The following is a 14,246-nucleotide window of genomic DNA, read 5'->3' on the forward strand; positions in this document are numbered from 1 at the left end:
CTTTTTTTTATGTCTATAGTTTTCTAATATCTTGATAACTTCCCGATGGAGTTTCCATTAAAGTAGGAAGAAATGTAATTATTTTCTTGGCTGCATCTGTACCATTTGGCATGACTTCAGTTCCTCTTGCGGATTGCAATCTTTCAACGCTTGGAAATTCATTTTTATCAACCTGTCCACATAAGTAGTCTTGCATTTCAGAATCAATAAGTCCAGGAGCTAAAGCATTAAAGTGTGTTTCTTCGTGCTCAGAAGCGTAAAGTTTTATCATCATATTTAATGCAGCTTTAGAAATAGAGTAGCCTGACCATCCTTTATTTCCGTTGACAGATGCTCCAGAAGAGATGGCTACAATTTGCTTCACTTTTATCCCTGCTTCAAATAAAGTATCCATTACCACTTTATTTGCCCATAAATTGATATCCATAACTTCTTTCATCGAAGTGATAGTAGAATCCATCATAGTTTTGATCTCACCAATGATTCCTGCATTAAGAATCACTAAATCTAATTCTTGAATTCCATTTATGGCTTGCTTTACAGCATTTTTAATTTGGTCAAGATCCTTAAGATCTATCGAATTATGTTGAAAATTAGTATTACTAAGTAAAATAGGGTCAGAAGATCTACTAAAACCAATTACTTTATCTCCTTGGTTTAAAAAATATTCAGCAAACCCTTTTCCTAATCCTTTACTTGTACCCGTAATTAATACGTTCATTTATTTAATTTTTGTTTAAGTGTGTTATATATGATATCTGCGTGTTCTCTTGAATTTTCGATAAACCATGTATTTGTTTTCATTCCACCACAAACTACTCCTGCAAGAAATATATTTTCCATATTTGTTTCATGTGTTTCAGGATTGTAAGTAGGTGTTTTTAGTTCATCTTCTGCTAAAGTGATTCCAACTTTTGTCAGAAAGTCAAAATTGGGTTGGTATCCTGTCATTGCAAGGACAAAATCATTAGGGATTTCAACCTCATCTCCTTTATGGTAAATGATAATTGATTTTTCTTTAATCTCATTTACTTCACTTTCAAAATAGCATTTTATACTACCTTCTTTGATTCGATTTTCGATATCAGGCTTCACCCAATATTTTACTCGATTATTAATTTCTTCTTCTCGAATTATTAAAGTGACTTGAGCACCCTTTCGATAGGTCTCCAATGCAGCATCAATTGCTGAATTAGCACCTCCGATTACGGCTACTTTTGTAAAAGCATAAAGATGTGGATCATCATAATAATGTTTTACTTTTGGAAGCTCTTCTCCCGGCACATTCATAAGATTTGGAATGTCATAAAAACCTGTTGCAATAGTAATACTATAGGCATGATATTCCCCTTTTAAACTTTTTACTTTATAAACTAAGACTTCACCTTCTTCTTTAGAAATTTCAATGACTTCCTCAAAAAGATGTACATTCAAGTTCCATAGCGTTTGTACTCGTCTATAATACTCTAAAGCTTCTCGACGAACAGGTCTGTGATTATGAGAAACGAATGGTGTATCTCCAATTTCTAATTTTTCTGAAGTAGAAAAAAAAGTCATATTCACAGGATAGTTATAAAGTGAATTGACCAAACATCCTTTTTCTAGTATTATATGTGATAAACCTGCTTTTTCAGCGGCAATACCACAAGCCATACCAATAGGACCTCCTCCAACAATCAGTGAGTCGTATATTTTATTTTTCATGTTTTTTCATTCTTAGGAGATTGACTTTATCCTGAACTTGTTTGAGATACTCTTTGTTTTCGAACATTGAAAATCCAAAATCATTGATCGATAAGGCTAAATCAATATGTTCTGTTTCTGTCAAGTTTTCAAAAGTTGCTGTTAGATGTGCTTTTTTACCATTTTTAAACGTACCATACATTGAAATGACCAACGTATTGACAGTCGAATAATAAAAACGACCACAATGTTGATAATGTTCTTTCATGATATCGTTATCCATTAATGGTGCCTCTATTGCTCTTTCCCATTCTTTTTCCATACCGCCCTTAAAAAAAGTGCGTTCGTTTATCTTCTGCATTAAAAGATTGTAATCAGAAACTAGACCTAGAGGCATCTTATCACTCAATAGAGCAGCGTATTCTTTATGACGACTAGGATGGAAATGAAATGTTTCTTTTAAATCTCCAAAAATATCCTTTGATAAAGTATCATATAGAGTATAGACATCTTTACGGAATTCATTTGCCTTTTCCTTTTTAATATTTTCGACAAATAAATTGTGGTTTTCATGATAGGGGTTATGAATATAAATTGAAGCTGTTGAAATGGGAAATAACCCTGTTGTATTGTACATCTGAAATGTATTTACGGCATTTTTTACAGAGTCTATTCCTAATCGAGACATCAAATAATCACCATTAGCATCAGCTCCAAAATAAATGAGTCCACTAACAATTTCTCTCATTCTTACTTTCTCATAAAGTAGTTTCCGAGTTTTTTTTAAATAGTCAGACCAAACGGTCATTTTATTACTGTTAATAGAAAACTGATCAATTTTTTCCAAAGGTACTCTTTCGGTAGGCGAAAAGTTCTTATTATCTATTTGTCTTACATATTCAAGAGCAAATAACCAATAAACCAACCCATTTACATTAGAGAGTTCATCATCATTCCATTTGATTAATTTTCCTCCTGTATCATGATAAGTGAGATGAAATTTATCTGGATTTTCCTCCATAAATTCCAAAAAATAGGATGGTGCTTTTATATCCTGAGCTGAAATAGATAAGGGTATAATTAAAATATTTAGGAATAATAAAATGAAAGTGAATCTCATATATGTTTGATAGTAGATTAATCAAAATAAAAGTCTTCCACAGATTAACCATAGAAGACTTAAAGATAATTATGCTTTTAGAGAATCACTAACAAATGAGGTTATTCTAAAACCATTAATTTGGCAAAAGTGAGAATTAAAGTTTTCTTTCCTACTTCTTCAAAATTGATAACGGCTCTTCTATCTAATCCTTCATCTGTTACTTTTTCAACGTGCCCATCTCCAAATTTCATATGACGAACAGTTAATCCTTGTTTAATCTCATCAGATTTAGAAGGAACAAATGGCCTATCATCTTTAGGCTTTACCACTTTTTTAGTAAAATTAGAAGGTGCCTGACGTAATGATCTATAATTAGAGAAACCTGGTGTATTTCCTGGTCCCAAATTGTCATTTATACTACTACGTTTCATGCTGATATACTGAGGTGCAATTTCATCAATAAATCGGCTAGGGTCACACATAATAGATTTACCAAAACGATAACGTTGCAAGGCATAAGTCATAAACAACTTGATCTTGGCTCTTGTAATGGCTACATAAAATAATCTTCTTTCCTCTTCAAGATCTGCCCTCGTTTCAAGCATCATTTGAGAAGGGAAGAGGTTTTCTTCCATACCTACCAAGTAGACATAATCAAACTCAAGTCCTTTCGACATGTGAATGGTCATTAAAGTAATCGCATCAGACATGTCTTCTTTTTCTGCTGAAGTGATCAAAGAGATTTCTTCAAGATAATTTGTAAGGCTTTTATCCTCTTTTTCAGGGTCATCCGTAAAACCTTGGATACCATTCAGTAATTCTTGAAGGTTGTCATATCTATTTTTTCCTTCAATGGACTTATCTTCATACAGTTCACGAAGAATACCAGACCCTTTTGCAATAAATGAGGCAACTTCAAATGCATTTTTAGATTCCATCTGGATTTGGAAAACCTTGATCATGTTCGCAAAATTCTCCACTTGCGTTGCTACACGACCACCAAAGAAACGACGTACATTGGCTACAACATCCCATATACCGAGTTTTTGTTCAGCAGCTTTTACAAAAAGGTTATTGACTGTGGTTGGTCCGATTCCTCTTTTCGGATAATTAATAATCCTTTTGAAAGCTTCTTCATCTTTTGGATTGGTAACAAACTTTAAATAAGCAACCATATCCTTGATTTCTTTTCTTTGGTAGAAAGAGAGTCCCCCGAAAATCTGTGCTTTGATGGAAAGTTTGACTAATGCTTCCTCCAAAGCTCTGGATTGAGAGTTGGTTCTATATAAAATGGCAATATCTTGAGCAGGAATATGATCACGCATCATTGCCGTTTGTATACTTTGTGCAACAGCTTTCGCTTCATCCAAGTCAGTCGCAGAACGAATTACTTCTATACGTTCTCCAATTGCATTTTGAGTAAAAGTATTTTTTTCTAACTGATTTTGGTTGTGCTTAATTACAGAATTTGCCGCTTCTACAATAGTCTGAGTAGAACGGTAATTCTGCTCTAATTTGATAACTTTTAATTCAGGATAATCCTTCTCAAAATTCAAAATGTTCTGAATATTAGCACCACGGAAAGCATATATAGATTGTGCATCGTCACCTACTACGCAAATATTTCTATTTTTTGCCGCTAATTTTCTAGTAATATAATATTGAGAGATGTTTGTGTCTTGAAACTCATCAATCAATACATACTTAAACTTATGTTGGTATTTATTTAAAACATCTAGGTGTTGATGGAAAAGCACATTGGTATTAAATAAGAGATCATCAAAGTCCATTGCGTTAGCTCTGAAACAACGAATCGCATATTCTTTATAAATTTCAAAGATTTTTGGACGTCCTGTTGCTTCATCTTCTAATCTTCTATCATTATTTCCTTCGTAAGCTCTCCAAGAAATAAGATCATTTTTAGCCGCAGAAATTCTACTTAAAACAACATTGGGCTTGTAAAGTTTATCATCCAACCTGAAATCCTTTACGATACTTTTAATCACTGACTTAGCATCTTCAGAATCATAAATTGTAAAATTGGATTGATAGCCTAATTTATCGGCTTCAAAACGAAGGATTTTAGCAAAAACAGAGTGGAACGTACCCATCCATAAGTTTTTTGCTTCGTCACCAACAGCTTCGACAATACGCTCACGCATTTCTCTTGAAGCTTTATTTGTAAAAGTCAAGGATAAGATTTGGAAGGGTTCTACACCATTGGCAATAAGGTGTGCAATCTTATAGGTCAATACTCTCGTTTTACCTGATCCGGCACCGGCGATAATCATCATTGGGCCTTCCATGTTTACTACAGCTTCTCGCTGTGGTGGGTTTAATCCTTCTAAATAATCCATGCTTTTCTTTTGTGCTTTTAGAATCGCCAATTTACAACCACTTTGTTACATTTTTATACATTTTAGCGAAAAAAGTTAAAAAGTTACGCAAACAATTCTCAATTGATAATAGTTTCTATAAGTGAATGCAATTTTGGTGTTTTTAAATGAAATTGATGTTATTATTCTAATTTATTGTAAATACATTTTGCTTTTCTAGATGATATTTTGAAATTGAAGTAACGAAGCTAGTCTTCGAAACCCTTTTACTTTCTAAAGAAATATAAAAAGATGACTTTGAATTAGACCCTATTACTATGGATTTTACTATCAATTTTGGACAACGTCCTATCGAAAATGGTGATTTGCTACTTTCAGAACCCTATATGAAAGATCATAACTTCGAGCGTGCAGTTATCCTAATCTGCGAGCACGACGAAACAAAAGGTTCATTTGGCTTAATTTTGAACAAGCCTTCAATGGTGACAATTGAAGAGGTGGAATCAAAATTGGCAATTGATAGTCCTATCTATGTTGGTGGTCCTGTAGAGCAAGATACATTGCATTACATACATAAGTTTAAAGACATAAAAAATGCTGTACCTCTAAAAGATGGTTTATATTGGGGAGGAGATTATGAAGAAATTCAAGCCCTCAATGCGAAAGGTGTATTAAATCAAAGTAATTGCCGTTTCTTTATGGGATATGCTGGTTGGGAAAACCAACAGCTTAGAGGAGAACTAAAAGAAGATTCATGGGTAGTAACAAATGCTCGCATAAATAACATTTTAGATGAACCCGTGGATTCAATTTGGCAGAATACACTCAAAGAAATGGGAGGGAAGTACAAAGTATTCGCCAATGCAGCAAAGAATATTCGTCTGAATTAGATTTTTATTTCAGATCCTACGATATTAGTATAGCCTTTAGCTTTTAACAGTTAAAGGCTATCTTTTTGATTAAATAATTAACTAGAATAATAATAAACGATGAGTAATCCACTTTTAGAAGATTTTAAAGGCCCATTTGGAACTGCCCCTTTTTCCGAAATCAAAGAAGAACATTTTATACCTGCTTTTGATGCCGCTATTGAAGAGGCTCAAGAAAATATCAAGAAAATAGAAAATAATCCTGAAGCACCTACATTCGAAAATGCAGTAGTGGCTTTAGAGCATTGTTCTGATCGTTTAGGTCAAATTAGCAGTATCTTTTTTAACTTAAATTCTGCGGAAACAAATGATGAAATTCAAAAGATTGCACAGGAAGTTTCTCCAAAATTGAGTAACCTCTACAATGATATTTTATTAAATGAAAAATTATTTGAAAAGGTAAAAGAGGTATATCACCAAAAAGATAGTCTTGGTTTAGATGTTGAAGATACACGTTTACTAGAAAAAACATATAAGGACTTCTCATTAAATGGTGCAGAACTAAACAATGAGGACAAAGAAAAGTTAAGAGAAGTAGACCTTAAGCTTTCTAAGTTGTCCTTGACGTTTGGTGAGCACGTTTTAGCAGCAACAAATGCTTTTGAAATGTACATTGAGAAGGAAGAAGAGTTGGCAGGATTGCCTGATGCAGTGAAAGAAGGCGCTGCAATGTCTGCTAAAGAGGCTGGAAAAGAAGGAGGATGGTTATTCTCATTACAATATCCAAGCTATATACCTTTTATGACATATGCTGAAAATAGAACTTTGAGAGAAGAATTATTTAGAGCATTTGGTGCAAGATGTTTTGATGGTGGTGAAAATGACAATCAAGAGATCGTTAAAGAAATCGTGAAAAACAGAAATGAAAAGGCTAAATTATTAGGCTTTGCTAATTATGCTGATTTCGTTTTAGAAAAGAGAATGGCTCCCTCACCAAAAGCAGTTGTCGACTTTCTTACAGATTTAGAAGAGAAAGCACACCCTGCAGCCAACAAAGAAGTAGAAGATGTTATTGCGTATGCAAAAGCAAATGGTGCAGAAGAAATACAACGTTGGGATTGGAGTTTTTGGTCTGAAAAATTGAAAAAAGAGAGATATGCTATCGATGACGAAGCATTAAAACCTTATTTCAAATTAGAAAATGTATTAAATGGGGTATTTGAAGTCTCTTCAAAACTTTATGACCTACATTTTGAAGAAAGAAATGATATCGATAAATACCATGAAGATGTCATGACTTATGAAGTAAAAGATGGAAATGGTAGGCATATCGCTGTTTTCTATGCAGACTTCTTCCCAAGAGCAGGGAAAAGAGGCGGTGCTTGGATGACTTCTTTTAGAGGACAAACCATTTATGAAGGTAAAGAAAACCGTCCGCATGTTTCTATCGTATGTAATTTTACAAAACCTACAGAAACAAAACCTTCGTTACTGACATTCAATGAAGTAACGACTTTATTCCATGAATTTGGTCATGCATTACATGGAATGTTGGCTGAAGGAAAATATGGTAGTTTGACGGGTACATCGGTATACTGGGATTTTGTAGAATTACCGTCTCAAGTTTTGGAGAATTGGTGTTATGAAAAAGAAGCTTTAGATCTTTTTGCAAGTCATTATGAAACAGGGGAAAAAATTCCACAAGAGATGATTGATAAAATTAAGGCTTCTTCAACTTTCTTAGAAGGGTATCAGACACTAAGACAAGTAAGTTTTGGATTATTGGATATGTCCTATCATCAACTGAATGATGGAGTAGTCAATAATGTGAGTGCTTTTGAAAAAGAAGCAATGGCTCCAACTTCGATTGATGCATTGCCAAAAGTGGACGGAGTAAATATGAGTGTAGCCTTTTCTCATATCTTCCAAGGAGGGTATGCGGCAGGGTATTATTCTTATAAATGGGCAGAAGTCCTTGATGCTGATGCATTTGAATTCTTTAAAGAAAAAGGGATTTTTGACAAAACAACTGCTAATAGTTTTAAAGAAAATATCCTGTCAAGAGGCGGAATAGAGGACCCTATGGAGCTTTATAAGCGTTTTAGAGGTGAAGAACCTAAAGTAGATGCTTTATTAAGAAGAGCGGGATTGTTGAACTAGTCAAAAATATGTAGTACCTTTGTTCATATTACAAAAATTGTTTGAACAAATAAAAGGCTTGTCCTTATATAATTATATATTGTTATGATGATAGAAGTTACAGATGCAGCTGCAAAGCGTATCATTGAATTAAGAGAACAAGAAGGTCGTGGTGATGATCAGAATGTACGTGTTTCTGTGAAAGGTGGCGGATGTTCTGGATTAATGTATGACTTGTCATTTGACGCTGAAGTAAAAGATACAGATGATATCTTTGAAGATAAAGGAGTAAAAATCTATGTGGATAAGAAAAGCTTATTGTATTTAGCTGGAACGACATTAGATTTTTCAGATGGATTAAATGGTAGAGGATTTCAATTTGTGAATCCAAATGCAAGTAGAACTTGCGGATGCGGAGAGAGCTTCTCTATTTAATTGATAATTTAATCTATTTCGAAGCAGCCTAGAATTACCTTCTAGGCTGTTTTTTTATATCTATATCTTTGATTTCTTTTAAAAAATGTAAAAATAATCATACATTTGATAAAATGTACAGACATAATAATGAACAAATATTTTTGCTTCTCTATTAGTCAACCCATGAAATATTTTTTATGATGAAACTACAATTAACATTCTTATTTACATTCTTATATATTTCACTGTTCAGTTATAGTCAAACATCCAACATTGTTAGAATTCCTTACTTTAAAGATGAGATCATTATTCCATCTTCAAAAATTGAAATAATTGAAGATGCCGATAACACTATTGAAATCAATGATCTACTTTCTTCAGGTAAGTATAAGTTTCAAACAACTAAGGAAGATCTATTATTGTTTAAAGATGGGATTAAAAGTTATTGGGTAAAGATTCAAATTGATGGTAAGCCATTAGGTGAAGAACGTTGGTTTTTAGAAATTCCAGATAGTCATGTAGGTAGTGTGAATGCTTATGTAAAAGTCGGAGATAAACCGATTTACTATGCTGAGTCTGGTGGTTATGATCAAATCTATTCTAAAAGGAAATTTAAACATAAGAATATCATTTTTCCATTAGACGGTCTTGAAGATTACAACAATGAAGTCATTACTATCTATTTAAAATATCAGAGTCAATTTAATAATGTACTTTTTTATAAGTTAAGTAAGTCTCACCGTTTGTTTGAGTATTCCTTAACGGAGTATGTAATGTTAGGGGTTAATTATGGTATTTTGGTCTGTCTAATACTAGCAACTGCATTATTGATCATCACATTAAAGGAGAAAAATATCTTATTGCTGACATTATTTTTACTGACAAGTATCTTAGTTGATCTTTCTGAAGATAATTTAGCTTCTCAATTTTTGTTTAATAATCACCCAGAATTGAATTATGTTTTAATGCGTTATGCGTCAACTTTAAGTATGTTGTCAATAGTTGCATTAAGTACAAGTATTTTAAAGATTAAAAATAAATCATTTAAAACGTTTGTGACAATTTGGGGAATCACATTATTAAATACCTTTTACTTCGTTGTCTTTAAATCATTCAATGATAGCCTTTGGGAGTTACCTACCTTCCTGATTCCTTTCTTAATCTTATTTGGCTATATGCTTTTAGAAATTAAAAGGGCAGAGGTAAAAGTAACCTATTTCTTTATTGGATATACTGTAATTCTCATCGGTTTAGTATTACAAGTGTTAAGAGCATATGGTATTTATTTATCACATGCAGTAATTGTAGTGTACTCTTATAATGTTGGGCTTTTGTTGACGGGGTTATTCATCACCTTAGGTCAATTCGAACGTTTTAAGCTATTAAAAGAAGAAAAAGAAAAAGCACAAAACCGTTTGATCCAAGATTTAAAAAATAGAGAAAGAGAAATTGAGCAAAAAGTAAAAGAAAGAACGGAAGAAATTGAAAAACAAAAAGAAATTATTGCTACTAAAAATGAAGAATTGCAATGGGTAAATCAAGAACTGAATAGTCATAGACAACAAATTCAGGAAATGAATGTCAAGCTGAAAGTCGAAAATGAGCAATTGCATGTTGATGTTGAACAGCTTGAAAGTGCTAGAGTTCTAATGCAAGAAGTAACTTTTGCTGAGTTTGAAAAAATGTTCCCTTCTGATGAAAGCTGCTATCAATATTTAGAAGAAATCAAATGGAAGAATGGTTTCGAATGTAAGAAATGTGGAAATACAAACTATGCAAAAGGAGCAGGTGTAAATAGTAGAAGATGTAAAAAATGTAACTACAACGAATCAGTCACTGCCGGAACTTTATTTCATAGGTTACATTTTCCTATTCAAAAAGCGTTTTACATGGTGTTTATAGTATTTGCTAAAGATGGAGATATTTCCTCAACGAAACTTTCTGAAATTTTAGAGATGAGGCAGAATACGTGCTGGAAATTCTCTAAGAAAATAAAGGATGCAATGGAAATTAAATCAAATCTATTAGGATCTAAAGAGGTACTGAATCAAAAAGGTTGGGAAGAATTGATTTTAAATTAAGAAATTAGAAATTCTCACCTTTTAAAAACGATAGTCATCCACTATCGTTTTTTTTATTTCAATTATATTCTTTGCACATATATGTGAAAAATTATTAACTAAATAACATTTGTTTAGTTAGAATAAAGTTAATATCAACTGATGATTTTTTTATTTTTAACTCTATTTTTTCTTTATTAAAATGTTAAAATCACTTTTTTTTAAATGATATCAATTTGATATGTATCTAGTACACTTAATATTTAGTATGTTGATTTTTAGCTTTTTGTGATATTTTATTTAAATTATAATTAAGTGATAAACAGAAAAAAAGAGGTTTGGAGATGTACTTCCTAATCTATTATGTTTGAATTGACAGAAAACAACAAAGCGCTTATTAGTTACTACTGTTCACTATTTAATAAGAGTCTGATCACTATTCAAAAGGCAAACTCTTCAATATTCTATCGCAAACCTTAATGGAATGAAAAATTTTTTACAAACAAAAAACGTCCTTTCGCTACTTGTGTGCGTGTGTATGATGTTGCATGCATACACTTCTCAAGCGCAAGATAGAGTCCTTTCAGGTCAAGTTACTTCCTCTTCAGATGGATTATACTTACCAGGGGTAAATGTTAAAGTAAAAGGTACTTCAACAGGAACAATTACTGACTTTAACGGAAACTTCAAATTATCTGTACCAGAAGGAGCTACAGAGATTATTTTCTCTTTTATTGGTTATTCAGAACAAACGGTAACTATTGGAACTAGAACTACAATTAACATCGAATTAAATGAAGATGTTGAGCAATTAGAGGAAGTAGTTGTAGTAGGTTATCAAGCACAAAAGAAATCTGTAATAACAGGTGCTATTGCATCAGTTAAGTCAGATGATATTACACAAACTCCAATTCAGAACGCAGCTCAAGCCTTACAAGGAAAAACCGCAGGTGTTGCAGTAAGTGCAGTCTCAGGTCAACCTGGTTCAGGTATTGAAGTAAGAGTGAGAGGTGTTGGGTCAAATGGTAATAATAGTCCTTTGTATGTAGTTGATGGAGTTCAAATGGGAGATATCAATTTCCTTAACCCTTCAGATATTGAATCAATGGAGGTATTAAAAGATGCGGCATCATCAGCTATTTATGGTTCAAGAGGTGCAAATGGTGTTGTTTTAATTACTACTAAGAAAGGTAAAGAAGGCAGAACTTCAGTTTCATATGATGGATATTATGGTGTACAAGAAGCATGGAGAGAAACTCCATTAATGAATGCTCAACAATATATGATGTTCCATAATGAAGGATCGATGAATGGTGGAGGTTCTCCTAAATTTTCTCAAGCAGTGATGGATGAAAACATGGTGGATACAAATTGGCAGAATGAATTATTCCAAAGTGCACCAATTCAAAGTCATAACATACAGATTTCTGGTGGTACTGAAAAATCAACATTCTTAGCTTCATTTGGTTACTTTGGACAAGATGGTATTGTAGCTCCTGAAAAGTCAAACTTTGATCGTTACACACTTCGTTTAAATAATAGAATAGAAGTTTCTAAAAACTTAGCTGTAGGAATGAATATTACATATTCTAGAGAGGAGAAATCAGGAATTAATGAGCAAAATCAATTTGGAAGTGTGTTACAAAACGCATTGTTACATGATCCTTTAACTTCTGTATATGCTTATGATAAAAATGAAGAGTATGACACTTATGAAGTAAGACCTGTTTTTGATCCGTCACAATACAATCCAATTACAGGTGAAAATGGTTCTTACTATGGTATTTCAGACCAGGGACTAAGAGAAATTGTTAACCCAATGGCAAGAATTCAAAATACTTATGGAGAAAGCTCAAGTAACAAATTTCAAGGTAATGTTTACGCGGAAGTAACTCCTGTTGCTGTTAAAGGTTTAAAATTAAGAACCGACTTTGGATTTGATATTGGAGGTTGGAACGGTAGAGGGTATAATCCTCAAGCATACTATAACAATATTACACAAACTCCTATTTCAGGTGTGAATCAATATGCAGGTAACTATTTAGCATATCAATGGGAGAATGTTTTATCATATGAAAAGAAAATCGGAGATCATCATTTTGATGCATTAATAGGTACAACTATGTTGTCATCAACAGTTACAGATGTTTCTGCTTCAAGAAATGATGTACAGATTAGTGGATGGGATTATGCTTATGTAAATATTGGCGCAGATGATGAAACTCAAAAAGGTTCAGGTAGATTATATGACCCTAATAAACTATTGTCATTCTTCGGTAAAATTAATTATAACTACAAAGAGAAATACATGCTATCTGCAATTGCTAGATATGATGGTTCAACAAACTTTGGTGAAAATAATCAATTTGGTTTCTTCCCTTCTTTACAAGCAGGTTGGTTAGTATCAGGAGAAGAGTTCTTAAAATCAAGTGATCTTATTAATTACTTAAAATTAAGAGCATCATGGGGTAAAGTGGGTAATGAAAGTATTGGTGCTTTTGGTTACTTAGAATTATTCGGTGGTACTCCTTCTTACCCTCTTGGTGGTGAGCAAGTAATGACTCCTGGTTTTGGTATTACGAGAATGACTAACCCAGATTTAAGATGGGAAGCAGCGTCAGAAATCAATATTGGTGTTGATTTAGGTTTATTAGATGATAAAATCTCTGCAACTGTTGATGTATATTCTAGAGAAAGACAAGATCTATTAGGTACTCTACCTGTTCCAGGGTTTACAGGTGTTGCTGGTCCTAATTACAACTTAGGTACTGTACGTAACCAAGGTATTGAAGTTGCATTAACGTATTCAAAGCGTGATGGTGATTTACATTTTGATATCACTGGTAATGTATCTTATAACGATAACCAAATGGTGGAAGTGGCAAATGGAGATGGTAGATTCTATGGTCCTGCTTTATTCCAAACAGATGGTCAATTATTGATTGAAGAAGGTAGACCAATGCCATTCTTCTATGGGTTTAAAACTGATGGTATTTTCCAAAACCAAGCTGAAATTGAAGCTCATGCAGTTGAAGGTTCTCCAATCCAACCAAATGCTCAGCCAGGTGATATTCGTTACGTTGACTTAAATGGTGATGGTGTTATCAACAATGATGATAGAACAGATATTGGTTCACCTGTAGCTAACTTACTTTATGGTTTAAATGTAAGAATGGATTATAAAGGATTTGATTTCTCAATGTTCTGGCAAGGTCAATCAGGTGCTGAAATGGTGAACGGTACTCTTCGTATGAGTGATTTAAGACAATCTCAAAACTATCCTACAAGATGGTTAAACAGATGGACAGGAGAAGGTACTACAAATTCATTCCCACGTTTTACTTATGATGATGCAAACCATAACTATTCTAAATTAAATGATATGGTTCATATTGAAGATGCATCTTACTTAAGATTAAGAAACGTTCAAATTGGTTACACTCTACCTAAAAAGATTTCTCAAAAAGCGGGTATGAGCAAACTAAGAGTTTATGTAGCAGGTAATAATTTATTGACATTTACTGATTACTCTGGTATGGATCCAGAAGTTGGTCATGGTGGCATTTGGACGGGTTATGACTTTGGTTCTTACCCTTCTGCAAGAAGTTACTTAATGGGATTAAATGTTACATTCTAAGCG

At 33.1% G+C, this 14,246-nt stretch carries 9 protein-coding genes; 5 read left to right on the forward strand and 4 right to left on the reverse strand.

Annotation, left to right across the window (positions count from 1 at the left end):
- Positions 1–13: 13 nt before the first annotated feature.
- From ACXAHM_RS00710 to ACXAHM_RS00725, 4 genes are all read right to left on the reverse strand, one after another.
- Positions 14–721 carry an SDR family NAD(P)-dependent oxidoreductase gene (locus tag ACXAHM_RS00710; RefSeq protein WP_474958467.1) on the reverse strand — a complete coding sequence of 236 codons (708 nt, stop codon included), beginning with the start codon at positions 719–721 and terminating at the stop codon, positions 14–16.
- Complete coding sequence (locus ACXAHM_RS00715; RefSeq protein WP_474958468.1) at positions 718–1,704, reverse strand: YpdA family putative bacillithiol disulfide reductase; 987 nt, start codon at positions 1,702–1,704, stop codon at positions 718–720. The genes ACXAHM_RS00710 and ACXAHM_RS00715 overlap by 4 nt, the downstream gene beginning before the upstream one ends.
- Entirely contained in the window at positions 1,694–2,803 is a 1,110-nt protein-coding gene (locus ACXAHM_RS00720; RefSeq protein WP_474958469.1) for a hypothetical protein, read from the reverse strand. The genes ACXAHM_RS00715 and ACXAHM_RS00720 overlap by 11 nt, the downstream gene beginning before the upstream one ends.
- Before the next feature lie 101 nt (positions 2,804–2,904).
- Positions 2,905–5,142: an ATP-dependent helicase gene (locus ACXAHM_RS00725; protein WP_474958705.1), complete on the reverse strand. Its 2,238-nt coding sequence runs from the start codon at positions 5,140–5,142 to the stop codon at positions 2,905–2,907.
- A 296-nt stretch (positions 5,143–5,438) separates the two neighbouring features.
- Here ACXAHM_RS00725 and ACXAHM_RS00730 point away from each other — a divergent pair, with 296 nt between their 5' ends.
- From ACXAHM_RS00730 to ACXAHM_RS00750, 5 genes are all read left to right on the forward strand, one after another.
- Positions 5,439–6,011, forward strand: a complete 573-nt coding sequence (locus ACXAHM_RS00730) for a YqgE/AlgH family protein (RefSeq protein ID WP_474958470.1) — start codon at positions 5,439–5,441, stop codon at positions 6,009–6,011.
- Positions 6,012–6,110: 99 nt separating this feature from the next.
- Positions 6,111–8,150, forward strand: coding sequence for a M3 family metallopeptidase (locus tag ACXAHM_RS00735; RefSeq protein ID WP_474958471.1), 2,040 nt, complete (start codon positions 6,111–6,113; stop codon positions 8,148–8,150).
- A gap of 87 nt (positions 8,151–8,237) precedes the next feature.
- Positions 8,238–8,564, forward strand: coding sequence for a HesB/IscA family protein (locus ACXAHM_RS00740; RefSeq protein ID WP_474958706.1), 327 nt, complete (start codon positions 8,238–8,240; stop codon positions 8,562–8,564).
- A gap of 179 nt (positions 8,565–8,743) precedes the next feature.
- Entirely contained in the window at positions 8,744–10,627 is a 1,884-nt protein-coding gene (locus tag ACXAHM_RS00745) for a 7TM diverse intracellular signaling domain-containing protein (RefSeq protein ID WP_474958472.1), read from the forward strand.
- A gap of 517 nt (positions 10,628–11,144) precedes the next feature.
- Positions 11,145–14,243: a SusC/RagA family TonB-linked outer membrane protein gene (locus tag ACXAHM_RS00750; protein WP_474958473.1), complete on the forward strand. Its 3,099-nt coding sequence runs from the start codon at positions 11,145–11,147 to the stop codon at positions 14,241–14,243.
- Positions 14,244–14,246: the final 3 nt, after the last annotated feature.

The sequence above is a fragment of the Flammeovirga sp. AWQ4_249 genome, from assembly GCF_056161045.1.

What these genes read in the sequence shown, in the direction of transcription:
- ACXAHM_RS00710 (WP_474958467.1), bottom strand. Translation starts at nt 721, where the DNA reads ATGAACGTATTAATTACGGGTACAAGTAAAGGATTAGGAAAAGGGTTT.
- ACXAHM_RS00715 (WP_474958468.1), bottom strand. Translation starts at nt 1,704, where the DNA reads ATGAAAAATAAAATATACGACTCACTGATTGTTGGAGGAGGTCCTATT.
- ACXAHM_RS00720 (WP_474958469.1), bottom strand. Translation starts at nt 2,803, where the DNA reads ATGAGATTCACTTTCATTTTATTATTCCTAAATATTTTAATTATACCC.
- ACXAHM_RS00725 (WP_474958705.1), bottom strand. Translation starts at nt 5,142, where the DNA reads ATGGATTATTTAGAAGGATTAAACCCACCACAGCGAGAAGCTGTAGTA.
- ACXAHM_RS00730 (WP_474958470.1), top strand. Translation starts at nt 5,439, where the DNA reads ATGGATTTTACTATCAATTTTGGACAACGTCCTATCGAAAATGGTGAT.
- ACXAHM_RS00735 (WP_474958471.1), top strand. Translation starts at nt 6,111, where the DNA reads ATGAGTAATCCACTTTTAGAAGATTTTAAAGGCCCATTTGGAACTGCC.
- ACXAHM_RS00740 (WP_474958706.1), top strand. Translation starts at nt 8,238, where the DNA reads ATGATAGAAGTTACAGATGCAGCTGCAAAGCGTATCATTGAATTAAGA.
- ACXAHM_RS00745 (WP_474958472.1), top strand. Translation starts at nt 8,744, where the DNA reads ATGATGAAACTACAATTAACATTCTTATTTACATTCTTATATATTTCA.
- ACXAHM_RS00750 (WP_474958473.1), top strand. Translation starts at nt 11,145, where the DNA reads ATGATGTTGCATGCATACACTTCTCAAGCGCAAGATAGAGTCCTTTCA.